This window comes from Streptomyces canus (genome assembly GCF_001514145.1).
Taxonomy (GTDB): Bacteria; Actinomycetota; Actinomycetes; order Streptomycetales; family Streptomycetaceae; genus Streptomyces; species Streptomyces canus.
This window is the reverse complement of the sequence record NZ_KQ948690.1, coordinates 27,542-51,286: the sequence shown is the minus strand read 5'-3', so window position 1 is coordinate 51,286 and position 23,745 is coordinate 27,542. Positions and strand designations below refer to the sequence as shown.

Annotated in this window: 27 protein-coding genes and 1 pseudogene; 11 read left to right on the top strand and 17 right to left on the bottom strand. The window is 67.6% G+C overall.

Annotated features, from left to right (window positions below):
- The first annotated feature begins 126 nt into the window (after window positions 1-126).
- The 6 genes from AQJ46_RS49850 (at window position 127) to AQJ46_RS49825 (ending at window position 5,503) form a co-directional block, all read left to right on the top strand.
- Complete coding sequence (locus AQJ46_RS49850) at window positions 127-1,155, top strand: hypothetical protein (RefSeq protein WP_059211992.1); 1,029 nt, start codon at window positions 127-129, stop codon at window positions 1,153-1,155.
- 30 nt (window positions 1,156-1,185) lie between these two features.
- Window positions 1,186-2,196 carry a hypothetical protein gene (locus AQJ46_RS49845; RefSeq protein ID WP_159064253.1) on the top strand — a complete coding sequence of 337 codons (1,011 nt, stop codon included), beginning with the start codon at window positions 1,186-1,188 and terminating at the stop codon, window positions 2,194-2,196.
- Window positions 2,193-3,233 carry an ImmA/IrrE family metallo-endopeptidase gene (locus AQJ46_RS49840; protein ID WP_059211990.1) on the top strand — a complete coding sequence of 347 codons (1,041 nt, stop codon included), beginning with the start codon at window positions 2,193-2,195 and terminating at the stop codon, window positions 3,231-3,233. The genes AQJ46_RS49845 and AQJ46_RS49840 overlap by 4 nt, the downstream gene beginning before the upstream one ends.
- Window positions 3,234-3,392: 159 nt before the next feature.
- Entirely contained in the window at window positions 3,393-4,418 is a 1,026-nt protein-coding gene (locus AQJ46_RS49835) for a nucleotidyltransferase family protein (protein ID WP_059211989.1), read from the top strand.
- The gene (locus tag AQJ46_RS49830) at window positions 4,415-4,849 is read left to right on the top strand and encodes a hypothetical protein (RefSeq protein WP_059211988.1); all 435 of its coding nucleotides are present in this window, start codon (window positions 4,415-4,417) and stop codon (window positions 4,847-4,849) included. The genes AQJ46_RS49835 and AQJ46_RS49830 overlap by 4 nt, the downstream gene beginning before the upstream one ends.
- 33 nt (window positions 4,850-4,882) lie before the next feature.
- On the top strand, window positions 4,883-5,503 hold the full coding sequence (locus AQJ46_RS49825; RefSeq protein ID WP_159064252.1) for a hypothetical protein: 621 nt from the start codon (window positions 4,883-4,885) through the stop codon (window positions 5,501-5,503).
- 249 nt (window positions 5,504-5,752) lie between these two features.
- Here the strand turns inward: AQJ46_RS49825 and AQJ46_RS49820 are convergent, their stop codons facing one another.
- Window positions 5,753-6,568: an SDR family oxidoreductase gene (locus AQJ46_RS49820; protein WP_059211986.1), complete on the bottom strand. Its 816-nt coding sequence runs from the start codon at window positions 6,566-6,568 to the stop codon at window positions 5,753-5,755.
- 143 nt (window positions 6,569-6,711) lie between these two features.
- Between AQJ46_RS49820 and AQJ46_RS49815 the strand changes: the two genes are divergently transcribed.
- A complete protein-coding gene (locus AQJ46_RS49815; RefSeq protein WP_059211985.1) occupies window positions 6,712-7,290 on the top strand; it encodes a TetR/AcrR family transcriptional regulator in 579 nt (192 codons plus the stop codon).
- Window positions 7,291-7,614: 324 nt separating this feature from the next.
- Here the strand turns inward: AQJ46_RS49815 and AQJ46_RS59330 are convergent, their stop codons facing one another.
- Window positions 7,615-8,067, bottom strand: coding sequence for a transposase (locus tag AQJ46_RS59330; RefSeq protein ID WP_159064251.1), 453 nt, complete (start codon window positions 8,065-8,067; stop codon window positions 7,615-7,617).
- Between AQJ46_RS59330 and AQJ46_RS49810 the strand changes: the two genes are divergently transcribed.
- A complete protein-coding gene (locus tag AQJ46_RS49810) occupies window positions 8,033-8,518 on the top strand; it encodes an IS110 family transposase (protein WP_059211984.1) in 486 nt (161 codons plus the stop codon). The genes AQJ46_RS59330 and AQJ46_RS49810 overlap by 35 nt on opposite strands.
- On the opposite strand, the gene AQJ46_RS49805 is transcribed toward AQJ46_RS49810, so the two are convergent.
- From AQJ46_RS49805 to AQJ46_RS49795, 3 genes and pseudogenes are all read right to left on the bottom strand, one after another.
- On the bottom strand, window positions 8,519-9,706 hold the full coding sequence (locus tag AQJ46_RS49805) for an ISAs1 family transposase (protein WP_059211983.1): 1,188 nt from the start codon (window positions 9,704-9,706) through the stop codon (window positions 8,519-8,521).
- Window positions 9,707-9,967: 261 nt separating this feature from the next.
- Window positions 9,968-10,303, bottom strand: a pseudogene (locus AQJ46_RS49800) (SDR family NAD(P)-dependent oxidoreductase); the annotation flags it as partial.
- 16 nt (window positions 10,304-10,319) lie between these two features.
- Window positions 10,320-10,775 (bottom strand): nuclear transport factor 2 family protein, encoded by a 456-nt coding sequence (locus tag AQJ46_RS49795; RefSeq protein ID WP_059211982.1) that lies wholly within the window; start codon window positions 10,773-10,775, stop codon window positions 10,320-10,322.
- A 45-nt stretch (window positions 10,776-10,820) separates the two neighbouring features.
- Between AQJ46_RS49795 and AQJ46_RS49790 the strand changes: the two genes are divergently transcribed.
- Window positions 10,821-11,036 (top strand): hypothetical protein, encoded by a 216-nt coding sequence (locus tag AQJ46_RS49790; protein ID WP_404828539.1) that lies wholly within the window; start codon window positions 10,821-10,823, stop codon window positions 11,034-11,036.
- A complete protein-coding gene (locus tag AQJ46_RS49785; protein ID WP_079072846.1) occupies window positions 11,033-11,320 on the top strand; it encodes a group II intron maturase-specific domain-containing protein in 288 nt (95 codons plus the stop codon). The genes AQJ46_RS49790 and AQJ46_RS49785 overlap by 4 nt, the downstream gene beginning before the upstream one ends.
- Window positions 11,321-11,628: 308 nt before the next feature.
- On the opposite strand, the gene AQJ46_RS49780 is transcribed toward AQJ46_RS49785, so the two are convergent.
- The 7 genes from AQJ46_RS49780 to AQJ46_RS49750 all read right to left on the bottom strand — a co-directional run bounded on the left by AQJ46_RS49780 (window position 11,629) and on the right by AQJ46_RS49750 (window position 19,210).
- Window positions 11,629-12,249 (bottom strand): TetR/AcrR family transcriptional regulator, encoded by a 621-nt coding sequence (locus AQJ46_RS49780; protein WP_059211980.1) that lies wholly within the window; start codon window positions 12,247-12,249, stop codon window positions 11,629-11,631.
- 98 nt (window positions 12,250-12,347) lie between these two features.
- On the bottom strand, window positions 12,348-13,559 hold the full coding sequence (locus tag AQJ46_RS49775) for a thiolase C-terminal domain-containing protein (RefSeq protein ID WP_059211979.1): 1,212 nt from the start codon (window positions 13,557-13,559) through the stop codon (window positions 12,348-12,350).
- Window positions 13,549-13,983: a Zn-ribbon domain-containing OB-fold protein gene (locus tag AQJ46_RS49770; protein ID WP_063803972.1), complete on the bottom strand. Its 435-nt coding sequence runs from the start codon at window positions 13,981-13,983 to the stop codon at window positions 13,549-13,551. The genes AQJ46_RS49775 and AQJ46_RS49770 overlap by 11 nt, the downstream gene beginning before the upstream one ends.
- Before the next feature lie 25 nt (window positions 13,984-14,008).
- Window positions 14,009-15,508 carry a CoA transferase gene (locus AQJ46_RS49765; protein ID WP_059211977.1) on the bottom strand — a complete coding sequence of 500 codons (1,500 nt, stop codon included), beginning with the start codon at window positions 15,506-15,508 and terminating at the stop codon, window positions 14,009-14,011.
- Window positions 15,508-16,983 carry an aldehyde dehydrogenase family protein gene (locus tag AQJ46_RS49760; protein ID WP_063803971.1) on the bottom strand — a complete coding sequence of 492 codons (1,476 nt, stop codon included), beginning with the start codon at window positions 16,981-16,983 and terminating at the stop codon, window positions 15,508-15,510. The genes AQJ46_RS49765 and AQJ46_RS49760 overlap by 1 nt, the downstream gene beginning before the upstream one ends.
- Window positions 16,983-18,212, bottom strand: coding sequence for a CaiB/BaiF CoA transferase family protein (locus AQJ46_RS49755; RefSeq protein WP_059211975.1), 1,230 nt, complete (start codon window positions 18,210-18,212; stop codon window positions 16,983-16,985). Before AQJ46_RS49755 ends, AQJ46_RS49760 begins: the two co-directional genes overlap by 1 nt.
- Window positions 18,209-19,210: a CoA transferase gene (locus tag AQJ46_RS49750; protein ID WP_059211974.1), complete on the bottom strand. Its 1,002-nt coding sequence runs from the start codon at window positions 19,208-19,210 to the stop codon at window positions 18,209-18,211. Before AQJ46_RS49750 ends, AQJ46_RS49755 begins: the two co-directional genes overlap by 4 nt.
- Window positions 19,211-19,378: 168 nt before the next feature.
- On the opposite strand from AQJ46_RS49750, the gene AQJ46_RS49745 reads away from it, so the two are divergent.
- Window positions 19,379-19,993, top strand: a complete 615-nt coding sequence (locus AQJ46_RS49745) for a TetR/AcrR family transcriptional regulator (RefSeq protein WP_059211973.1) — start codon at window positions 19,379-19,381, stop codon at window positions 19,991-19,993.
- Here AQJ46_RS49745 and AQJ46_RS49740 read toward each other — a convergent pair whose 3' ends face one another.
- The 5 genes from AQJ46_RS49740 to AQJ46_RS49720 are packed head-to-tail and all read right to left on the bottom strand — an operon-like array spanning window position 19,994 to window position 23,716.
- Window positions 19,994-20,746, bottom strand: a complete 753-nt coding sequence (locus tag AQJ46_RS49740) for an SDR family NAD(P)-dependent oxidoreductase (RefSeq protein WP_059211972.1) — start codon at window positions 20,744-20,746, stop codon at window positions 19,994-19,996.
- 9 nt (window positions 20,747-20,755) lie between these two features.
- Window positions 20,756-21,295 carry an SDR family oxidoreductase gene (locus tag AQJ46_RS49735; RefSeq protein WP_059211971.1) on the bottom strand — a complete coding sequence of 180 codons (540 nt, stop codon included), beginning with the start codon at window positions 21,293-21,295 and terminating at the stop codon, window positions 20,756-20,758.
- Between the two features lies 1 nt (window position 21,296).
- Window positions 21,297-22,442 carry a thiolase family protein gene (locus AQJ46_RS49730; protein WP_059211970.1) on the bottom strand — a complete coding sequence of 382 codons (1,146 nt, stop codon included), beginning with the start codon at window positions 22,440-22,442 and terminating at the stop codon, window positions 21,297-21,299.
- Window positions 22,442-22,885: a Zn-ribbon domain-containing OB-fold protein gene (locus AQJ46_RS49725; RefSeq protein WP_059211969.1), complete on the bottom strand. Its 444-nt coding sequence runs from the start codon at window positions 22,883-22,885 to the stop codon at window positions 22,442-22,444. The genes AQJ46_RS49730 and AQJ46_RS49725 overlap by 1 nt, the downstream gene beginning before the upstream one ends.
- On the bottom strand, window positions 22,886-23,716 hold the full coding sequence (locus AQJ46_RS49720; RefSeq protein ID WP_059211968.1) for an enoyl-CoA hydratase/isomerase family protein: 831 nt from the start codon (window positions 23,714-23,716) through the stop codon (window positions 22,886-22,888).
- Window positions 23,717-23,745 lie beyond the last annotated feature (29 nt).

The following is a 23,745-nucleotide window of genomic DNA, read 5'->3' as shown; positions in this document are numbered from 1 at the left end:
GGTTGTTTCCGCTTAACTGTCGTGTCTCTTTGGAAGCTTGGACGCTGACAGACAACTGTCCCGCTCTCAGCCTTACTCCGAGGGTGTCCGCGTGCACTCCTCAGAGCCGGATGGCACAGAGCGAAAATGCATCAAACCCGCACTCACACCCATCTCCCCGACGTACGGTTTGCCCGTCAAGGGGAGGTACCGGCCATTTCCACGTTCGATGAGCTGCACGAGCTTGGGCACTTCGGTCCCGTCTGTCTGTCTTTGATCTACAAGTTGATCCGGGAGGAAGTGCGGCGGCTGCCCGTTCTGTCTCCGCCGGGTGGGTGGCAGGAGGCCGACCTGGAGGATCTGCTGGGTGATTTTCTGGCAGACCGAATCGAGCCGGTCACCGCCAACCTGCTGGCTCTGGCCAGGAATGACGACTCTGTCGGAAAGCTGCTGCGGACGTCGATCCGGTACTGGTTGATCGACCGCTCTCGTAAGACTGCGGTCGTATCGGTGGGCCGTTCACTGGAGAAGGTGCTGGCCGACAGCGATGCCTTCGAGGTAGTGCCTCTGGGCACGGAGGGCGCTGGCAGGTGGCGATTGGCCGGCACCACGGTGCAGCCGTGGTCGGGCCCCGTCACCCCGCTGGTCGAGGCCGCGTACGCCGTGCCGAACGTCAAGATTCCCAAGTGGAGCAGCGAAACGCGCCGTGCCCCCGTCGCCGACAGAGCATCGACAGAAGCTGTAACCATTGCAGTTCTGACCGCTGCCTCCGGCTCGATGGAGGTCGCTCAGCTGGTCGAGGTGTTCACCGCTCGCTTTCCCGTGGTGCTGGATCCCGTTGTGGTCTCGCTCCCGGCCGACGCCGGGTCAGAGATCACGGTAAATGCTCAGTCTTCCCCGGAAGAGATCGTCTTTGCGCGCATTGATGACGCCGAGACCACGTCACTGGCGGAAGAGGTCGTGAGCATGCTCAGCCCCCAGGAACGGCGCATAGTTCCGTATCTGGACGCTCCCGGAGAGATTCAGACGCTTCTGGGCTGCGGTCGCTCCCAGGCGTATCACCATGCAGCGCACCTGCGGGAGAAGCTGCGTCAGCTCGTCGGGGACGGCGACGATGTACTTTCCGTGGGGGCGGAGGTGATCCGGTTGTGCAGCGGAGTAGCGGAGACACGATGAACAGGACCAGGGCCGGACACCGTGAGCGCTATGACGTCAGTCAATGGTGGAGACCTGCTCAGTCGATGGATGCGGGAGGACACCATGAGTGACCAGGGGGTACCGCAGCGTTTCCTGGATCTGGCTCGGCGGGCTCGTGCGCCGCAGGCCCTGTCGGAGGCAGGGCTCAGAGAGCGGTTCGGTGATCCGGCTCAGGTGGAGCTTGAGATCGGTCAGGTGTGGCGGGCTCGCTGGGAGGACACCAGCATGCTCGTGCTGATCCTGGACGTCGAAACCCATGAAGTAAGCGTGGTGCCGGTCACGATCGACCCGCCGGGTGAGGACGAGAACAGCGTGGTGGTGGCCGGTTCGCGGACTGCATTCGGCGTCAACGCCACTGTGTGGGCGAGCCGGGCCTCTTGCATCCCGCTACGTGTGCTGGAACGCGTGGTCGACGCCTGGGGTGAGGACCTTGTGGAATTCACCGTAGCGAGGACCCGAGGCCAGTCGAGATCGGTTCCGACAGGAGTACGCGAGGGGCTGCCGATCCGTTCTTCCTTGGAGCCGGCCGCGGAGGTGCGCGCCACCCTCACCGATGATCTGGAGTACCTGCAGCATGCGCCTGGCCTGCCTGTTGAGGAGGACGGGCAACCGCCTGAAACCCTGGCATCGCTGCTCGGTGACCGACTGGACCTGGGGGCGCTGTGCGCGGCCTTGCAACTGCCGCAGCCGCAGGCCATGAAACTATTGCGAGGCAAGACGCCGCTGTCACCAGACCAGATCGACACGGTCGCGTCGGCCACGGGACTGCCCTCGGCGGAGATCGCCCAAACGGTCCGCCCCTTGCCTGCTGATCTTGTGCTCGTCGCAGAACACCCGCGGTGGCGCTCCGTCTGGGTACGCCGGGCCCAGCGCCTGGGGGTCAGCGAAACTCAGGCCCGGCTCTCGGGCGGTTACGGCGCCTTCGCGCTGGCCGCTCGCCAGACGGGCGGCGGGCCCGCCGCCTGGGATGCCCGTCTGAGGCAATTCCTCCAGGGCGAAGACGGCGCGGAGGACAAATGACACGTCACCGGTTCATCGAAGAGGCCCCTCGGCAGGCGGAAGCGATGATCTCAGCCGTCGAGCGCCTTCACCCCGGCACATTGGAGGCACTGCGCGCGGATCCGCTGGCTGAGCTGCACCGCTGGACGGAGATCCAGGTGTCGTTGGAGGCCGAGGCGGGAGACGGCGGCCGGTGTTCGGTCGCCGGCAGTTATCGGTCGGACTCCGATCCCCCGACCCTCGTGGTCGGGGAGGCACGCTCACTTCGGCGCCGGGGATTCACGGGGCTGCACGAGCTCGGCCACCATCTCCAGCAGACCGACACGGCGCTGGGCCAACGACTGTTCGACTGGGAGGACTCGGAGGCCTTCGAGGAAGCGGCGTGCGACGCGTTCGCGGCACGCATCCTGGTACCGGATGACCAGATTCCTGAGGATGTACGCCGCAGAGGTCCGTCCGCAGACGACGTCGTCACCATGTTTCGTACGTCCCAGGCATCGCGTGAGGCGTGCTGCGTGCGAGCGGCGCGGTATCTGGCGGGTGGCGGCGCCGTCGTACTGCTCGACACCACGGGTGAGGTCCTCTTCGCCGCGTCCCGGGGCATGATCCCGCCCGCCCGGGGCTCCGACCAGTCCCGGACACCGCTCGTCTCCGCGGCCCTGCGCACCCGAGCCACGATCCAGCGGGACAAGACGTACGTCGTCTACCGCTCCGGCGGCCACAGTGATCTGCTCTACGGGCAGGCGGCATGGTGCGACGAGGACTACCTGATCGCGGTGCTCGCGGAGGACAGCGTGGCATGGCGTGCCTTCACGGCGCCGCGCCCGTACACACAGAGCTCCCGGTTCGGTTCCTGGCGGGAATGCGAGACGTGCGGGGACTCGTTCAAGGTCACTGAGCCGGCGTGTGAGGAGTGCGGCGAGCCGCGGTGCGGGCAGGGGCACTGCGGGTGCACGACCGCCAGGAGCCGGAGTGACCGTACGTGCGAGCGCTGCTCCATGGTCCTGGCTCCGTCACGGTTCGAGGGCACGAGTACGACCTGCCGCGACTGCTCCTGAGCTGTTCGGATACTCCCCGAAACGAAGATCCCAGTGCGGCCCGGACGATCTCAGCGGTGTGACGTCAGAGGAGGGTGAGCCGCCAAGTGGCGGCTCCGCCCGGGGAAGTCCCGGGCGACGCGTGGCGCTCGGCGCCTCTCACCCGAACGGAACCCCACCATGGGATACACCGAAGACATCCTCAACGACATCCGCGGCCAGATCGACGCACATCCGCAGCCCCTGGCGGAGGCCCGGACGCGCCTGGATCTGGTCCGCTCCAGCGCCATCGGCTTCCAGGGCGCACTGCGGACCTACCGCAGTGGTTCGCTGCCCCAGCACACCTTCATCCACCCTGTCGGAGACGGCGACGGCGGAGTCGTACTCGACCGCCGCGTGTATCCGCAGCTGGGCCCCGAGGGAGGCGGCGAGACGCCCGCCGACATCACCGATGACCTGTGCGCGCTGCTCGGCCCTGCGGTGCGCAAGGTCTACCCGAAGGCCCGCTGCGGTACCTCCAAGCGCGGCCCGAAGATCACCTTCGGACAGCCCGTCGATGGCCAGGACCCGACCGTGGACCTGGTCGTCGCCCTCACCCGGAAGGCGGGTGCCGGGCTGTGGATCCCGAACCTGGAGACCAACAGCTGGGAGGCGTCCGACCCCGAGCGTCACGTGGTGCTCTTCACCGGTGGGGAGGAGTCGCTTCGGCGTACGCGACGGCGTGTGGTGCGTCTGCTGAAGGCGTGGAACAAGCAGTACGGTCAGCCGGGCTTCTCCTCTCACAACCTCACGGTCTGGGCGTGGGAGTTCGTCGAGCCCGGGATGGGCATGGCGAAGGCTCTGAGTACGGTGCTGTCCAAGGCTGCACTCCGGGTGGAGACCGGTGGGGCCACGCGGGACCCGGCCGGGGTCTCGCCGAACGTGAAGCTGCTGGTGGGGCGCGACGTCGCGGCCCGGCGTCTGCGCACCGCGTCGGACGGCGTGGCCGAGGCGCTGGCGAACGACAACGACCGCGAGGCGGTGCTGTCGGCCCTGTCGCGGGTCTTCTACCGGTACGTCGACGCCCCGGCGTCCGGCAGTCTGGCGGGCAAGATCTCCGCGCTGCGTCGGCCTTCCCCCGTCACGACGGTGGCCCTCGGGCTCGGCGGTGCGGCGGCCGCCGTGCGGCCCACTCGTGCCTTCGGCGAAACCGGACATCACGCGTGACACGCCGCCCCGCGTGGCGCAGGCCGGCCTGGTTCGCCAGGCCGGCGGCCCGTATCGCCTTCCAACACCGGCTCGCCGCCTGTGGCCAGCAGGTCCGCGTTACCCGTCCGCCGCATCGGCACCGCGGCGGCTTCGCCCTGGCAGTCCGGCTGCGCGTACCGGATGTCATGGAGCAGACGGTCTCGATCGTCTTCAGCCCCGGGGCGCCCGAGGTGCCGTATGTGTACACCGACGGGCCGTCCGAGTCTCCTCACCGGTACTCCGACCGCGCGCTGTGCATGTGGTTTCCGTACGATCCTCCCGAACAGCGATGGACCCGCAGCGACGGGCCCGCTGCCCTGCTGGGGCATGTCGTGGCCCACCTGTTGCGCGAAGAATGGTGGCGCCGTACGGGCGAGTGGCCCGGCGAGGAGGCGCCGCACGGCACGTAGAACGTAGTGCCGCATGACGACTTGGAGGGCCGCATGACGTCCGCGCAGACGGCGGTACCGTCACCGGTCCCCACCACGTCGACGACCACCGTGGTTCCGTCGACGCCTCCTGCAACGGACTCCACCACCTCCTCGCTCGAGTCCGGCTTCGTCCTGTCGGCCGTACTGTCCGGAGCGTTCCTCGCCGCCATGCTCACCGCGACCATCAACATCTGGCTCGCACGACGCAAAAGCCGTGAAGAGCAACTTGACCGGCTACGGACCGCGTTCTCCGAGGCATTCGCTGCACACAGCGCCTACAAGGAAATGCCGTACGCCATCCGTCGCCGACGCTCGGATGCCCCGGCCGAGGAGAGGGTGCGGCTGTCGGAAGCCCTGCGGGACATCCAGGCCAACCTCTCGTATCACCTTGCCTGGACGAAAATCGAGTCAGAAACCGTGGGCGCCGCATATGCGGAGCTCATACAGGAGCTGCGCAGGACGGCGGGGCTAGCCATGCACGCCGCCTGGGAAGCACCGGCCATCGAGACCGACACCGCTGTGAACATCCCGCCGACCGTGATCGATCTCAGTGCGCTGCAGCCCCTCGAAACTGCGTACATCGATGCCGTCCGGGCACACCTGCGTGCCCTTACACCGTGGTGGTATCGATAAGGCCCTATCAGACCGACCGCCTTGAGAGGGCTTTTACATAGATCTGGTCGGTTATAAGGCTTTCATGCGTGCCCTATTTCAGTATGCGACGCGGCGTTAGCGGCTATCGCCCCCCTCAGGGGTCGCGCACCCGACTGCCCGTCTCATCCGACCTTGAGTCCCGAAGTCCGTCTAATTGCCTGCGCCGGTAGCGAGCACCAGCAGGGCCAGCAGGATGTCCAGGACGATGCGGACGGCTGTCATGGTTGGCTATTTGCCTTCGGCTTCGCGCGAGACGGGGGCCCACGTGGCCCATTCGTCGAGGCGCTGCTGGTAGATGTGCCCGGCGATTGCGAGCGGCTGCTCACCGAAGAACACGCGCAGTGGCGCCTTCTCGGCGTCGACGATCTTGAGGATCGCGGACCCGAAACCCACGGGCTTGGGGATGCCACCGGCCATCTGCGCGGCCATGCCCTCGTGCAGGGGCGCGTACTGCGGCTGGGCGTCGGCGAAGACAGCCGAGGCGCCGCTCCAGTCGGTGTCGAAACCGCCAGGCTCGACGAGGGTGACCTTGATGCCGAACCCGCTGACTTCCTGAGCCAGTGCCTCGGTCAGACCTTCCAGCGCCCACTTGGACGCGTGATATCCGCCGAGCGACGGGTAGGCTGCGACACCGCCGATGGTGGAGATCTGAATGATGTGCCCCGAGTTCTGCTCGCGCAGGACCGGCAGGACGGCCTGGGTGACGTGGAAGACACCGAACAGATTCGTCTCGAGCTGGTCACGCAGCTGCTGCTCGGTGATCTCCTCGACCGTGCCGAACAGCCCATAACCCGCGTTGTTGACCACGACGTCGAGGCGACCAAACTGCTTGTGCGCCGCAGCGACCGCTTCGAAGACCTGCTTGCGGTCGGTCACGTCGACCTGCAGGGGCAGGACGGCGTTGCCGTACTTGTCCACCAGGTCGCTCAAGGTGTCGGTGTTGCGTGCTGTGGCAGCCACTTTGTCCCCGCAGTCGAGTGCTGCCTCGACGAACTGCCGTCCGAACCCCTTGGACGACCCGGTGACGAACCAAACCTTGCTCATGACATTTCCCTTCCCGAGGCGGGCGTACTGCGGCTGAAGCCGCTGGTCAGAACTGGTCTGACCGCCTGCACCTTCATCACCGTACATCAAACTTAGACGCCGTCCATGATTTGCTGTTATGATCGTCGGGAAGAGGTGACACGATGGGCTTGCGAGAACAAAAGAAGCTGGACGCATGGCGCGCCATCCGGGCCGCCGCGCTGCGACTGTTCGACCAGCGCGGCTACGAAGCCGTCAGCGTCGAGCAGATCGCCGCCGCCGCGAACGTCTCCCGCGCGACATTCTTCAACTACTTCGCCAGCAAGGAAGCCGTCGTCTTCGACCAGGACCCCGAAGAACGCGAGCACTGGCGCACCCTCATGAACGCGCGCCCCGCCGACGAGCCGCTGTGGGACTCACTGGCCGCGATCATGATCGGCTTCAACGAACGTCTCGCCGACCGCATGCCCCTGCAACGCCGACTCAAAGCGCAGTCACCCGCGCTCGCCCAGTCGACCCAGGACCTCGGCGAACAGTTCCGCACCGACCTCCGCGACTGGGTCGCCACCCGCACCGCCGGCACGAACCCCCTCACGGCCACCCTGCAGTTCAACCTCGCCTTCGCCGCAGTCTCCACGGCCTACCAGACCTGGCCGGCCAACGAGTCCTTCGACCAATACCTGCAACGACTCCGGAGCTGCCTCGACCAAGCCGGCGCCGGCCCCGCCACCAAGGCGCACTGACAGGCCGCGCTCGATGCACTGGGGACTCGATCTCGCCGCCGAGCCGCGCCGAGCTACAGTAGCCGCCGCGTCTCGCCCGCCGACTGGACCCGGTTGAGCGGTCCCGACCGGTCATGAGAGATTCCAACCTGCTGAAGACGTCCCGCGCCGCATCCGCATAGTTGGTGCCCGCATTGCCAGCGTTCTGCTGCAGCAGTCGCATCATTGCCATGGCCGTGTATCCCCAGACTTTGGCGTCTGCGGGGTCAAGGCCGGGGAAACGCACGGACAGCGCCTCGGCGAGGTGTTCCTCCCAGTCGGTGGTCCTGATCAGCAGGGCCGCCATCACCGTCCTTGATTTTTCGGCGATCGGCTGCAACGCCGCGAAAAGTTTTCCGTATTCGTCGCACCATCGCACGACAGCGCTCTTGCGGTCTCGATCAGCTCCATCAGGCGGGAGTTCGTCTGACCGTAGATGTCCAGCAGCACGGTTTCCTTCGACGGAAAGCATCTGAAGAAGCTGCGTAAGGTGACGCCGGCGAAGCCTTGATCGGCGAATACATACCAGATCGGCGTTCTCAGGTAGACGCCGAGCAGGGCAGTCTTCGCGCCGTCGCGGTCCTGCCACGACGCCGCGAGAACGGTGACACCGACCAGTAAGCCGAGGGTGTCGGTGACGATGAATCGCTTACTTCCGTTGACTTTTCTTGCCCGGATCGTAGCCGCGGGAGTCTCTGCCGACGGCGTCGGCTGCCTTGACCGATTGCGAGTCGATGACTCCGGCCGACGGCTCGGCATCGCCGCCCTGGTGCTGGTGGTGACGTCCGGGTCGGACGCCGGCCGGCTTCTGGGAACCGCGCAGTTCGCCACCACGCCGGCAGGCCACCGGCAACTGCTGAGCTGGCTGAAGCGGCACGGCACCGTGATCCTCATCGGTGTCGAGGGCACCGGCGCCTACGGCGCAGGCCTCACCCGCTACCTGCACACCCAACACGTCCGTGTCGTCGAGGTCGATCGGCCCGACCGTTCCCTGCGCCGCCACGAGGGCAAAAGCGACCTCGGGTTCACGTTCCAGGCCCGCAGAGCGCGGAGCAGGAAGGGGAAGAACTTCACCAACTTCCTGCCCGCGATCAGCAAGGAGGACCTGAAGAAGATCAGCGGGGAGGTCCGCTCCTGGCGGCTTCACCTGCGGATCGGCCTCACCTTCGCCGCAGGGCTTCGGCGTAGTCGCGTGATGTCCGGTTCGTGATCATGTGATGCCGAGCAGGGCGAGCGGGCGGTTCGGGTGGCGTGCGTTGGCGCGGAGTGCGGCGGCGATGTTGTGGGTGCCGGCCAGGCGGAGGGCACCGATGGCGAGGTTGCGCCAGGTTGCCATCGTGCGGGGCGCGTTGCCGGTCCGCAGTTGGGAGGCGTCCTCGGCGAAGGTGGTGTCCCGCACGTGGTGCAGGGCCTCGATCTGCCAGTGCGAGCGGAGCGTCTCGGCGAGTTGATCCGGGGTGGCCTGTCCGGCGTTCAGGCTGGTGACCGCGTAGACGGTCTTGACGGTGACCTTGCCGGTCTTGCGGTTCAAGCGGCGGCGCTTGAGCTGGACGGCCTGGCGGGCGCCGGGGAAGAGCAGGCCGTCCGTGGAGCAGATCTTGATGCGGCGGATCTCGCCGCGGCCGTGACCGGTCTCGCGGATGCGGCCCTGGAGCGGAATCCGGTTCCAGGGAAGGCTTTTGAGCTGCTTGCGGAGCTTCTTCTGATTGGCCTTGACGATCACGATGTAGTGCGCACCGCGACTCATCAGGTACTGCGCGTCCTCGCGCTGGGTGTGCATCGCGTCGCTGGTCACGACGGTTCCGGCGAGGTCGGCCACAGTATCCAGCAGGGGTTGGAAGCAGGTGATCTCGTTCGTCTGCTCCCCAACGTCAAGTTGGGCGAGGACCAGGCGGTCGGTGTGGTCGAGGGCTGCCAGCAGGTGGACCCTGCGGCCGTCGGATTTGGCGGCGCCGCGCAGGCTCTTGCCGTCCACCGCCACCGCGCGCAGGGCCTTCGGCCCAGGATCGGTACGGCGGTCGGCCAGCCAGGCGCCCACCGCCCGGTCCAGGGCGTCGGCGTCCAGGCGGGCCAGAGTGCGGCGGATCGTCGTCTCGCACGGCACCAGCCGGACGCCGGTCAACGGGCAGCGGTGGGCGCCGATGCGGTCCAGGACCGCCTGCGGGGCGTCGGCCGCCCACTCGCTCACCGCCAGCAGCGAGGTGGCGCCGGCCAGCACAGCGCAGGCCGCCAACGCCAGAACGAACACCAGGCCATGGCGGATGCCGCACGGCTTGCGCGGGTCGGGAACGGCGGCCAACCGGGCCAGCAGTCCGGGTAGTTCGTTCTCCGCGGGGTCGGGTTGACCGCGGAGTTGGTCAAGAACGGGTGGGATCGGGGATGATGCGTTCGCAAGCACGGGCTTCCGTAGGGATCACTGGACTCGACACCCAAATGATCTTGGAAGCTCGCGCCTGCTTCACGCCGGGGGTCACCCGACCGCGCGGATCCGGACAAACCACCCACATCGCAACTACGCCGAAGCCCTGCGGCGTCGCCTGGATCAACTTCCTCCTCGATGTCGGCGAGCGTCTTTAGCCAGCTTCGCGGCCGGAGCGAGAGTTAGGAACGGACAGCCCGCCTCCCGGCGAGAAGAAGTGATTCGCGCGGGAAGTCGTCAGTGCCCGGCGCCCTGCTCCCGCAGGACGGGGAGAACCGCCTGCGTCACGTTCAGCACGCCGAACAGGTTGACCTCGAGCTGGTCTCGCAGCTGCTGGACGCGGATCTCCTCGGCTGCTCCGAACAGGCCGTATCCGGCGTTGTTGACGACGACGTCGAGGCGGCCGAAGGTCTCCACGGAGCGAGCGACCGCATCGAAGACACCCTGGCGGTCGGTGACGTCGACCTCTAGCGGCAAGAGCACGTCACCGTACCGCTCGACGAGATCGCCCAGCGCTGATATGTCGCGAGCCGTCGCGGCCACGCGATCTCCCCGCTCCAGGGCGCTCTTGGTGAAGTCTGATCGTCACTCGTCAGGCGTTGGTCGGTCGCTCCGCCTGGCGGTAGGTCGCTTCATAGGCAGTGTCGAAGTACTCGCGGTACCCGACGACCTTGCCGTCCGCGACATCCAGGGCGTAGTGGCACAGGCTTTCGTATGGACGGCCATCTGCCCATGTCGCGGTGATCCGGGTCTCCACCGAAGCGCGATTACCATCCGCCAGTACCGACAGGAGTTCTGTGGAGAAGTCGGCACCGCCATCTTTGAGGCCGCCCACCCACGAATCGCGAATGACCGCGATCTCCGCCAGGTCGTGCATACCGCTCCACCAGAAGTCCCCCAGGATCCAGACGGTCATTTCCGGTGACGCTACCTTCGATACCGCCTCGTGATCTCCGGCGATCTGCGCAGTGAAGAAGGAGGTGACCACCCTTCGTGTCACCTCGGTCAGGTCGGGGTCGGTGAGATGCGTAACGGCAAATCGATTCATGAACTCGCTCCTTTGCGATTGATGTCCTCAGCGAGACAGTGGGGTGTGACAGAAAGCGAGGCCCTGCACCACGTGCGGGACACCACCTTCGCCGAGGACGCCTCCCAACTGCGGACCGGCAACGCGCCCCGCACGATGGCAACCTGGCGCAACCTCGCCATCGGTGCCCTCCGCCTGGCCGGCACCCACAACATCGCCGCCGCACTCCGCGCCAACGCACGCCACCCGAACCGCCCGCTCGCCCTGCTCGGCATCACATGATCACGAACCGGACATCACGCGACTACGCCGAAGCCCTGACCTTCGCCGAGCTGGCCCGCATGATCAACCCGATCGTGCGCGGCTGGATGCAGTACTACGGAGCGTTCTACCGCTCCGAACTGCTGCCCCTCCTGCGGCGTATCAGCGCCTACCTGATGCGCTGGATCCGCAAGAGGTACAAGCGATATCGGTCGTTCAAAGCAGCCCACAAGTGCTGGCAGCGCATCACCAGCCGGCATCCCATGCTCTTCGCCCACTGGTCATGGACACCGTGTTTCTGGTGATCAGAGTGACAAGAGCGGAGTGACGGGACCCTGTCACGCTCCGTTCTGTGGGAGCCCGGGGTGAGACTCCCTCGGGCCACCCGACCCGTGCAGCTCTGGGGTCGATGCGGCGGGTGGTGACAGCCTGGCCGATGACATCTTCGGAGATGTTTTCGGCGCCTTCGGTGGCGAGCCGGTCCATCAGACCGACGCCGACATGGACGTGCTGCGGGGCATGCAGGCCAAGGACTACGGCGAGCACAGCGCCTTCCCCGTCTACAGCGGCAAGTAACGACGACCGTACGAACGGCCCCGGCTCGGGCCCGACGTCACTCGGGCGGCCGCAGCGCCGCGAGGATCTCGTTGATCATCCGGAGCCACTCCTCCGCGAAGGCGGGGTCACGCCAGTCACGGTCCGTGATGAGTGTGGTGAGTTGCGGCAGAGCGGCCGGCGCGGTGGTCAGAAGGACGACGAGAAGCCCGAAGTACTCCGGGGACAGCGACGAGCGAAGCCGGCCGGCAGCCTGTTCGGCGGCGATGACGCCGACGATGCGCTGAAAATCGGCTTTCCGGTCGGGTCCGACAGGGATGTCGAGGCCGTCGGGGTTCAGGTACTCCCGGCCCTCCCAAACCAGGTGCGCGACTCCGTCCTGGTTGACGACGGACGTGTCGAGGGAGGCTTGGAAGATCTCGGAGAGCGAGGATGACGCGAATGAGTGCCAGAAGTCGGCTGTCAGCGCGTGATTCCTTTCGAGCACCGCCAGCGCGAGTTCCTTCTTGCTCGCGAAGTAGTAGTAGATTACCTGCTTCTTGATGCCGGAGAGCTGCGCGATCGACTCCATGCGTGCCCCGGCGAACCCCGCCAGCGCGAGCTCGCGGGAAGCCGCGGTGAGAATCCGTTCGCGCGTGTCCCCTCCCCGTGGACCCTTGCCGTCGCCTGCCTGGGACATCGAAGCACCTCCTAGAACGTTTGCCCTCACATCCTCCACTGCCAGCGCCCCGGTGCCTCAAGCGGGTCAGCCTGCCCGACGACATCCGCTGCGCGACGTCAGTGGGGTGACTTGCTGAGGATCGCTCCGGAGCCGAGGTTCATCAGTCCGCTGACCACGGCGACGTTGTCCGCCTTCTTGATCTGGCGCCTACCGGCGCGTCCTTGCACCTGCAAGGCGGCCTCGACCCAATGTCCCATCCCGTGCAAGCGCCCCTCGCTCAGATTGCCGCCGTGGGTGTTGATGGGGAACTCACCGTCGATGTCGATCCGCCCTTTCTGGATGAACTCGAAGGCTTCGCCTTCTCCGCAGAAGCCCAGTCCTTCAAGCCAGAAGTAGACGTCGGGTCCCCACCCGTCGTAGAGCATGGCCGCGTCGACATCGCTCGGACGCAGGCCGGAGGTACTCCAGAGGCTTTTCCCGATCGTCTTCGCGGTGTGCTGCATCTGCTCGAACATTCGCGGGCCGATACCGCTGCCGAGGCCACTGATCGATCGCGGCTCGATGCCCTTAGGAATGCCGGCTTGGCCGAGGCCGGAGACGTAAGCCGGCGGATGTGGCAGATCCTTCGCCCGGTCGGCCCGGGTCATGACGATGGCGGCCACTCCGTCGACCGGAATGTCGCAGTCGTAGAGGCACATCGGGTCGGCGATCATCCGCGCGTTCATATACTCGTCGGCCGTCAGCGGTGTGTTGCGAAAGTACGCGTTCGGATTGAGGTTCGCGCCCTTGCGCTGCGCCACGGCGAGCGTCGCGAGGTGCTCACGACGGGCGCCGTACAGCTTCATGTACCGCATGTAGGCGGGCGCGAACTCCGCGATCGAGGCCGATTTGCCGTACGGAAGGGTGAAAGCCGAACTGTCCGGCGCCTCCAGCGCGGAATGTGTGGCCTGGTAGCTACCGCCCGCCACGAACGACATCGCCCGCCAGACGACGGCGTAGTTGCATCGGTTGAGCGCCAGCGCGTGGGCGGCTTGTTCGATCGCCGTGCTCACGTTGCCGCTCTGGGTCTCGGCCCACCACGTGACGTTCTCAAAGCCCAGGCTGTTAACGAGCCAGGCCACGCTGACGAACTGTGTACCGTCTCGGGGTCCCTCGGGGAACTGCGGGAACGTCGCTGCGCCGTCCACGTCGTCGATCGTGATGCCCGCGTCTGCGATGGCGGCCAACACGGCGTCCTTTGCGAGGAGGCCGAGGGGGCGGGTGAGCCGGCGCCCTATCTGCGAGTGTCCGACGCCGACGATGGCGACTGGGTTGTCTTTACTGAACATCGGTGCCTCCGGCCAAGCGGAATTGCAGGATGATCTCGTTGCCGCGCGGTTCGAAGTCCGCGATCACGGGGAGGCCGAGCTCCAAGGACTCGAAGTCATAGTCGCCGAGTAGGTTGGTCACGAGGACCAGCGACGGTTGTTCTTCGAGGGCGACGGAAACGAGTACGTACGGTGTGTCGTCCTGGAAGGCGGTGACCCAGGTCTGGTGGACGCGCGTGAAGGAGTAAATGGTTCCCCGGCCGGAGATCTCTGCCCAGGTGAATTCCTCGCCGTGGCACTCCTGGCAGAGCATCTTGCGGCGCTGGCTGTACCAGCCGCAGGACACACATCGGGAGAGAACCACTCGGTGCTCGCGGAGCGCGTCCCAATAGGGCCGGTCTATTTCGGTGGGAACCGGAACCGGCTTCCCGATACTTGCCGTCATGTCGCGCCTGCCTCTGTGATGAGCATTATCGATCCTGTCCCGCCCGGGTCGTCGCCCACTGTGGGGCCGACGACCCCGCGTCCTCCGCGGGGCGGTCCCAGTACAGGTCCACACCGTCCACTCGGACGGGAAACTCCAGCCGCCTGGACGGCCGTCGGTTCATCTCGTGGACCCGCGTTCCCGTCGGCAGCGGCAACGGCAGGTCGATAACCTCGGGTCCGGCGGTGAACTCGGGCTGTGCCAGGAGTGTCGACGTCCGCGCCAGCGAGAACGTCGTGAGGGAGCCCTTCCCTGTCATGAGCTGGCGGCGCAGACCGTTGATCGCGGCCGCGGCGAGTTGGTACCCGGTGCTGAAATCGAGGATCTCGACGGGAAGGATCCGGGGCCGGGATCCGTCCACCCGGTGTCCGAGGGAGTTCAGCGGAAGCCGACGGCCGGGGTCCTCGTTGGCCCACCGGGCATGTTCGTGCGCCAGCCCTGTGGCGAACTGGAGGATTGTGTCGAAACCTCGGCGGTGGCTCAGCGGGCCGGTCCAGCCGTAGGCGTCGAGGGTGACCTCGACGAGCCCCGGGCTGATCTCGGCGCGCGCGTCCACGTCGAAGCCCAGAGCGTCGATAGCGCCCGGACGGTACCCGTGCACGAACACGTCCGCGGAGGCCAGCAGTTCGCGGTACCGAGCCCGGCCCTCGGGGGTTTTGGCGTCCAGCACCGCCCACCGCTTGCCAATCACGATGTCGTTGGCCTTCATCATCGTCACCTCGTCCCCGTCCGGAGGATCGAGCCGAAGCACCTCCGCACCCAGGGCGGCCAGGAATCTCGTGGCCATGGGGGCTGCCACCACACGGGTCATGTCGAGTACCCGCACCCCGAGCAGGGGCCGCAACGGGTGTGGGGACCACCGTGCGCTCCGCGATGTCGTAGTCCGAACGTCGGCGATGGGTTCGGCCGCGACAGCGCGTCCCTGGTCCGACTCCCGCCATTGCGCGAGTGAACGGCCGATGGTGGCGACGGCGCCGGCATCCACCAGCTGATGCTCCAGCGCCTCGGCCGTCTGGGCGCGAAAGGCGCGTGCGACCTCTCCAGGATCCTCGGCGACGTCCAGGGCCTCGCACATGCGGCGCCGCAGCGATGGGAAGGAGGCCTGGACCCGGATCCACCGATCGTCCGCGGTGAGATACTCGGCCATCCACCGCGAGTGGATCCCGTGTCGATCGGGTTCGTCGATGTAGCGGGTGGGTGCCATCGGGACGTCGAACCACGCCACCGACTCCCGCCGGTCGACGGCGACCGGCGGCGCGTCCAGCCCGGCGGCATTCAGCAGGGACGCTACCGAAAGCCCGCTGACGGCGAAGGACGCCGCGGCGAGGTCCGCGATCGGGAAAGGTGTTCCCAGATCGCCGTCGCCGCTGACCTGCAGGCAGTCGGCGCCGGACGACGGTTCGCCGAGGCTCTGCCAGATTTGCCGGGTGAACCACCGAGTGAGTTCGTGCTTTCCTTCGGGCGGCGTGAGACTTGGGTGGTCCATTAGTGGAGCCCCAGCCAGACGGACTTGGTCTCGGTGTACTCCAAGAGAGCGTCGGGCCCGATCTCACGTCCGATGCCGCTGCTCTTCACCCCTCCGAAGGGCACATTGTTGCTGAACGCGCGCCAGGTGTTGATCCACACGACACCCGACTCCAGGCGTCGCGAGACTCGGTGCGCCCGCGTGAGATCATTCGTCCACAGCCCGGCGACGAGCCCGTACCGTGACTCGTTGGCGATGCCGACGGCGTCATCGGCGTCCTTGAACCGGATGACCGCGCCGACCGGGCCGAAGATCTCCTCACGGCGGATCCGGGAGGCGGATTCCGGCGTCGCGTACAGCGTCGGCTCCACGAAGCGCCCCGTGCCGACGCCGTCGATCTCCTGTCCGCGACGTCCACCGACGAGGAGCTCGGCCCCGTCGCCGCCGGCGATGTCGAGATACCGCGTCACCTTCTCGTACTGCGGCCGCGACGCGAGGGGACCGATGTCGAACGCCGTGTTGAGCGGGTCGCCGATCCGGACGCCGGCGACGCGCTGGCGAAGGAGCGTCACGACGTCGTCGTAGATCGAGTCCTGTACCAGGAGGCGGGAGCCGGCGTTGCATGCCTGCCCGGCACCCGCGACGATGCCCTTGACGAGCGAGTCCACGGCCAGGTCCAGGTTCGCGTCGGCGAAGACGATCTGCGCGCCCTTGCCCCCCAGCTCGAATGTGGTGCGCAGGAAGCGCGGTGCGACGCGCTGTGCGATGGCCGCGCCGGTAGCGGTCGAACCGGTGAAGGCGACCTTGTCGATCCCCTGGTTGTCAATCAGTGCCTGACCCGTGGCGCCGAATCCGGTGACCACGTTCACGACGCCGGCGGGAAGCCCGGCTTCCAGGCCGAGCCGGACCAGCAACAGTGTCGAGACCGGCGTCACCTCTGACGGCTTGATCACCATCGTGTTGCCCGCGGCCAGGGCCGGGAACAGCTTCCACCCGAGGAGCCCGAGCGGGTTGTTCCAGGGGGTGATCGCCGCGACGACACCGATCGGCTGACGCAGGGTCCAGGCCTCGTGGTTCGGCATCGCCGGTTCGATCACTTGCCCGACCGGCCCGAGCGCGAGTTGGGCGAAGTACTCCGCCGTCGCCGCGAGCGCGCCGCTCGCCCCGCGCATCTCGGCGATCGTCTTGCCGTTCTCGTGCACCTGGGTCCGCGCCAACGACTCGACGTTGTCGGTGATCGCGCGCGCCCACCGGGTAAGGATCGCCGCTCGCTCATGGGCGGGCGTCTGGCTCCACGTGCGGAACGCCGCCCGCGCCGCGTCGACCGCGCGGGCCACGTCCGCGCTGGCGGCGAGGGGCACGTGCCCCCACTCGACGTCTTCATACGGATCGAAGCAGCGGAAGGTCTCACCCGTGGCGGACTGCGTCCAGCTGTCTCCGATCAGCATGTCGTACTGCTGCTCGATGTTGAACTCGGGAAATCTGGTGGGGCTCATCATTGACCTACCTGATCTGGTGAACGGACGCTCTCGATGGCGGGCTCGAATACGGGTAGCCGGCCGAGCACGGCATCGTTGTGCTCACCCAGCCGAGGCGCGCGGCGGCGGACGCGCCCCGGAGTCCGGGAGAGTCTGGCGACGAAGCCGCGCTGGATCGTCGCGTCACCGGGCACCGTTTGGTGGAAGCCGAGTGCGGCCAGTTGCGGGTCGTCCAGCACCTCCTCGGGACGCTGTACGGGGGCCGCTGCCACGCCCACCGCCTGCAGCTGATGGGCCAGCGCGCTCTTCTCGCGCGACGCACAGGCCGCGCCGACGATCTCGTCCAGCTCCGCGCGGTGGCCGCACCTGGCGTCGGTGGTCATGAAGCGTGGGTCCCGAGCCACCGCATCGAGGCCGAGAACCTCGCAGAGCCCGGCCCATTCGTCGTCCGACCGGACGGAGAGCGCGATCCAGTCGTCCCCGCCGTCCGTGCGGTACACCCCGTGCGGCGCGTGCCGCGGGTGGGTGTTGGAGTCGCTGGCCGATGAGCGGTCACCGCGGCTGGCGCGGACGATCTCGTGGCCCAGGAGACTGGTCACCGCTTCGCGCTGGGAATGATCGACGTGGACGGCTTCGTTCGTGTGGTCGCGCAGTCGCAGGGCCGCCAGTGCCAGGCCCGGCGCGATGATGGAAACGAGCTGGTCGGGGTAGTTAACGTTGTTCCCCGTCCACATCGGGTCGCCGGGTCCGTACCCGGTGACCGACATCAGGCCGCCGATGGCTTCCAGCGTGGAGCCGAACGAGATGAATTCCCGCTCGGGCCCGGTCGATCCCTGGCTGCTCAGGGAGAGCAGGACGATCCGCGGGTTCGCGGCCTTCAACTGTTCGAAGCCGACGCCCAGCCGCTCGAGCACCCCGCGGCGGAAGTTCTCCACCACCAGGTCCGCTTCGGCGACGAGCTGGAGAAACGCCGTGCGCCCCTCGTCGGTCTTCAGGTCGATCGCGACACCGAGCTTGCCCCGGTTGACGGCGTTGAAGGCGGGGCTGGCGTTGGGGTCGGGCGATCCGCCGTCCGCTATTTGGGACCAGTTGCGGAAGGGGTCGGTGTAGGTCGTCGACTCGACTTTGATGACCTCGGCTCCGAAGTCCGCCAGCACCTGCGACGAGGCCGCGCCAGCCGTAATGATCCCGAGGTCCAAGACCCGGAGACCGGCGAGCGGCAGGGGGTGATCGTGGTCCTCGCTCATCGGTGTTCTCCTCCTGTCGTCACGACACGCTGGGGTGCGGCGCTCCGGGCGCCGTTGAAGGTGACCGGCAGCGCCGGCTGGATGGTCTCGGGCCCTGCGGCGTCCATGGGCACGAGGAAGCCACGCTCGCGGTACTGCTCGGAACGCAACAGGTCGGTCGGCGTGTAGATCGGTCCGGCTGGTACGCCGACCGCTTGGAGCCGGTGGTACAACTCGTCGCGCGAGAGCCCGGCGGAGAGCTCGCTGATGACCTCGGCGAGCTCCCGGGTATGGCACACCCGCTGCCGGTGGTCGGCGAACCGTGGATCGTCGAGACGCTCGCGGCCGAACACCTGAAGGATCGCCGGCCAGTCGGTCGGGCGGTAGTAGAAGCCGAACGGGCCGTCGCTGCACTCGGTGACGATCGGACCGGAGCGGTCTCCTCGAGTGAGCACGTTGCCGGCCTGGTGATACATCCGGCCCTTCCACTCGATGTAGGCGGCGACCTCGAGCAGAGAGGTCTCGACCACCTGGCCGCGACCGTCCTTGTCGCGCTGGTGCAGGGCGACCATGGTGCCGGTGAAGGCCGCCAGTCCGGCCGAGTACGCGATCTGGTGGCCGCCGATGGCCAGCGGCGCTCGGTCCGCGACGCCCACCAGTGACATCAGCCCGGAGCGCGCTTGAGCGAGGAAGTCGCCGCCCGCCCACGCGGAGTGCGGCCCCGTGCGGCCCTGGTCGGTCACGACGACGGTGACGACGTGGTCGGGCAGCCCGCTCGGAACGTCGGACGTCAGGACCACGTCGTAGTCGCCCAGGGTTCTGGCCGGCCGCGGTTCTGTCGAGAGGTGTTTGCCGTCGTCCACGTAGTCGCGGACCACCTCGTCGTACTCGGTGAGTCGTGGTCCGCAGACCGTGACGTCCGCGCCGAGTCCGGCGAGGTACTTCCCGCAGAACGCCAGCGCGAGAGACGAGTCGAGTTCTGCGACCACCAGGCCTGCGAGGGGACGGACGGGCGTCATGTCTGCACCCCGGAAACGGGTGCCGGCTGCCCGTCGGCACCCGCGTTCTGCCTGCTCATGCGGTGCTCCTATCCGATTCGGTACGAATGTCAACCAACTGGTTGGATAAGCGGGGGTATAGGTTACATATGTTTGAGCGACAAGCCTGAGCCGACGTAGGGTGCTGGCATGTCCGCAGCTGTTCAGGCCCCAGACTCCACGTCCGAGCGCATCCTTCAGGCCGCGATCAAAGAGCTCGCCGAGCACGGGTTCGCAGGCCTGCGAACAGATCGTGTCGTCGCGGCTGCCCGGTGCAACAAGCAGCTCTTGTACTACTACTACAAGAGCAAGGCCGGCCTCCGAGACGCGGTTCTGGAACGGATGGTGAGCAGCTCCGTTCCCCAGTGGGAGCAACTCGAGGGCCTGGGCCTCGTGGACGCCGTGACGGTGATCACGGAGAGCATGGCGGCCGGTGAGCGCCAGTGGCGACGTCTGCTGGCCTGGGAGGGCGCCGAGCATGTGATCGGCGAGTCCGAAATCGTCCTCGAGCAGGTCCGCACCAGGGCGTGGCAGCAGATGGTCCGCGTCTTCGAATCCGCCCAGGCCGACGGCACCCTGCGCGAGAGCGTCGACGCGAGGATCCTGGCTCTGCTGTTCAGCCTGATGACGATGGCGCCGGACACGCTGCCCCAGATCACCCGCATGGTCACCGGGCGGGAGGCGTCGGATCCGACGTTCGTCGAAGGACTGGTGGACACGATCCGCTTCCTCGCTTCCCGCGTCGTGGAGGACGTCAGGTCCTGATCACGCCGGCCGGGTGTAGAGACTCTTGCCACCACAGACATAGAGAACCTGGCCCGTTGTCGAACCACTGGCCGGCCCGGCGAAGTACGAAACCGCCCAAGCCACGTCCTCGGGGCGTCCGATGACCCCCGTGGGCTGCGCCGCGAGCAGTTTCGCCAGCACTTCCGGCGTCTCGTTGCGGATGAGTGGGGTGTCGATCAGGCCGGGTGCGACCGCGTTCACGGTGATCCCGAAGCGGGCCAGTTCGATGGCCAGGGATCGGCTGAGCGAGACCACGCCACCCTTCGACGCCGAGTACGCCGATTGCCCGAACCATCCGAGCCACGCCCGCGACGTGATGTTGACGATCCGGCCCGACCGTCGGTCGGCCATCACGCGGGCGGCCGCGCGCGAACAGTTCATGACACCGGTCAGGTTGACGGCGAGGGTGCGATTCCAGTCCTCGTCGCTCAACTTCCTGATCCCGCTGTTGATGCTGATGCCCGCATTGTTGACCAGGATGTCCAGCGGCCCGTGGCGTTCTTCGCTCACCCTCACCAGCGCGTCGGCCGCGTCGGCCGAGGTGATGTCGGCGACCGCGGCGGAGGCGGTCAGCCCCGATGCGGTGAGCTCCGCCGCAGCGCGTTCGGCGCCCTCGGCGGACCGATCGGCGATCGTGACGGCCGCGCCCTGCGTAGCCAGCTCGGTCGCGATGGCCAGGCCGATGCCCTGCGCCGCGCCGGTGACGACAGCGGTCTTCCCCTTGAGCTTCACGATGCCCCCTCAGACGCTCAGGCTCGACAGCAGGCTGGCGCCCCCGCAGCAGAACAGAATCTGCCCAGTGATGTAGCTGCTCCGTGGATCGGCGAGGAACGCGACGGTGGCGGCGACATCCTCGACGGCGACGGGTGTGGGCAGCAGGCTGCGCACGTCCTCGACGGACGGGTCGAAAGGCGCGACCAAGTTCACCCGCACCTGCGCCGGTGCCAGCTCCAGCGCGAGGCTCCGCACCACCGAGGCGAGCGCGCCGGCGACCGCCGCGGCCTCGGCGCGCTTGCCGCTGCCGAGCTGGTCCCGGCTACCGACGACGACGATCGCGCCGCCGCCGGCGTCGCCACTGTGGAACGGCCATCGCCGGGCACCGGCGAGCAACTCCGCGACGGCGGTGTCGTTGACGGTCCCTTCGGCGAGTCCCGCATCGACCACGACGGCGTCGACCGGGCCACTCTCGTCCGGCGCGACGTCCCATCCGGCGTCCCGCAGCTGCGCGAGAACGGTGTCGGTCAGGTTCGTCGGGGCGGATCCGATCATGACGACTGGCATGTCAGTCCTCCGCGGTCAGGATGTGGATGGAGCACGCGCCGTTGTCGACGCCGAAGATTCCGCCGCCGGTCGTGTGGGTCAACGCGACTTGGGCGTTCGGAACCTGGATGTCGCCGGCGGTTCCTATGAGCTGCCAGTAGGCCTCGGCGAGCTGCGTCACCCCGGTCGCGCCGACCGGGTGCCCCCGGGAGAGCAGTCCGCCGCTCGGGCTCACCGCGACGCGGCCTCCGATGGCGAACTCTCCGTCTGCGACCGCTCGGTACGCCTTGCCGCGTTCGGTGAGGCCGAGCGCCTCGGCGTGCAGGAACTCCGCGATCGCGAACGCGTCGTGCAGCTCGACCAGGTCCAGGTCGGCCGGCGCAATCCCCGACATCTCGTACGCCGCCGACGCGGTGCGGTCGGTGATGTCCGGCCAGGTCATGTCGCGGTACGACGTGTGGAACTGCCCCGACCGCACCACGCTGGCGCGGATCCTGGCCGTGGGCCGTCCCAGCTGCTTCGCGAAGGCTTCGCTGCACAGCAATACCGCTGCCGCGCCGTCGCTGTTGGGACAGCAGTGGAAGAGGTTGAACGGATCGGCGACCGGACGTGAGGCTTCCACCTCTTCTGCGGTGACCGCCTTGCGGAGGTGGGCACGCGGGTTCAAGGCGCCGTTACTGCGGTTCTTTACCGCCACGTTCGTCAAGTCGGCGACCGTCGCGCCGGTCTCGTGCAGGTAGCGCTGCGCCCGCATCGCGTAGGTCGCCGGCATCACGACGCCCTGGTCGATCTCGATGTCGGCCGTGGTGAGCGGCAGGGTCCCGCCGCCGAACGCGGACAGGTTCTCCACCCCGACGACCAGCACGCAGTCGTAGACGCCCGCCGCCACGCCCTGCCACGCCAGGTTGGCCGCCGATCCGCCGCTGGCGCAGGCGTTCTCGACGGTGAACACGGGCTGGCCGGAGACCCCGACCCGCTGCAAGATGCGCTGCGCGATGAGGGAGCCGCCGTACACAGAGCCGACGAACCCGGCCTGAATCGCGTCCGGCGTGACGCCGGTGTCGGCGAGCAACGCCGCCGCGGCGGAGACACCGAGGGTGGCGGCCGACAGCGTCTTGTGCTTGCCGAAGGGGTGCACGGCCGCCCCGGCGATGTACACGTTGTTCATTACCGATCACCTTCGGTCTGGATTCCGACGCCGTCGGAGATCGCGCGAGCCACGTACGACACGAGCGGCGTTCCGTCTTCGTTGCCGACCTCGCCCAGCGTCAGCGCGACGGGAGTGTCCGGCGTCAGCGCGGAGTCCCCCTCGGTGTGGGCGAGCACCCGTACACCGTCGATGTCGACGTAGCTGAGAACGTAGGGGGCGGGGAATCCGGGCGGTCCGACGCGGACGACCGTGGAGGCGTAGGCGACACCGGTCGTGCCGCTGTTGACGTCGGTCAGGTTCGTTCCGGCGCACCGCGAGCAGATCGCGCCGGGCGGGAACCAGCGGCTGGAGCAGTTCCGACACTCGGTGATGCGCAGGTGCACCCCGTCGTCGCCGTGCGTGAAGTATTCGGCGGCGACGACTCTGGTAGCGACGCCTGTCGGGGCCGTTTCGTTGCGCATTTACTGTCCTCCGTACTTGGGGGAACGTCGTTCGCCGAAGGCCCGGCGTCCTTCGGCCCGGTCGTCGGTGTCGCGGAGCAGGCCCCACATGGCCTGCTCCATCGCGATCGCCTGGCTGAGCGGGAGCTCATAGCTGCGCCGGGCGAGCTGGGTCATAGCCCGGACGGAGAGCGGACCGTTCGCCGCGATCCGATGGGCCAGCTCGCGCGCGGCGCCGAGCAGTTGCTCCGGCTCGTACACGTCGCTGACCAGACCGACGCGGTGCGCCTCGGCGGCGCCGATCCGTTCGCCGGTCAGCACCATCTTCATCGCCACCGCCGGCGGGATGGCGCGCAGCAGGAGTGACAGGCCGCCGACGGCGGGAAGGCTCGCCCAGCGGGCCTCGGGCAGGGAGAACGTGGCGTTGGTCGAGGCGATCCGCAGATCACAGTTCAATGCGATCTCCAGGCCCCCGCCCGCGGCGTGACCGTTGATAGCGGCGATGAGCGGTTTGCCGACGCCGATCTCGTTGAGGGTGATGGCCCGGACGTAGCCGCCGTTGCGCACGCCCTGCTCCCACGGCTCAAGCAGGGCCTTCGCGAAGGGGCTGCCGTCCGGCGGCGTGCGGCGCAGGTCGGATCCGGCGCAGAACGCCCGTGTGCCGGCTCCGGTGAGGATTGCGACGGCGAGCGAGTCGTCGTCGCGGAAGTCTTCGAGGGTGTGCCGCAGCAGAACCATCGAGTCGGGGTCGAGGGAGTTGTGGACGTCTTCGCGGTCGAGACGCACGATCAGGATCGCGCCGTCTCGCTCCGTGCTGACACCCGGGCGCGGCGACTGGTCGGTCTCCGGCATAAGGTGTCTCCTCTCTTGCTTGTGCGGCC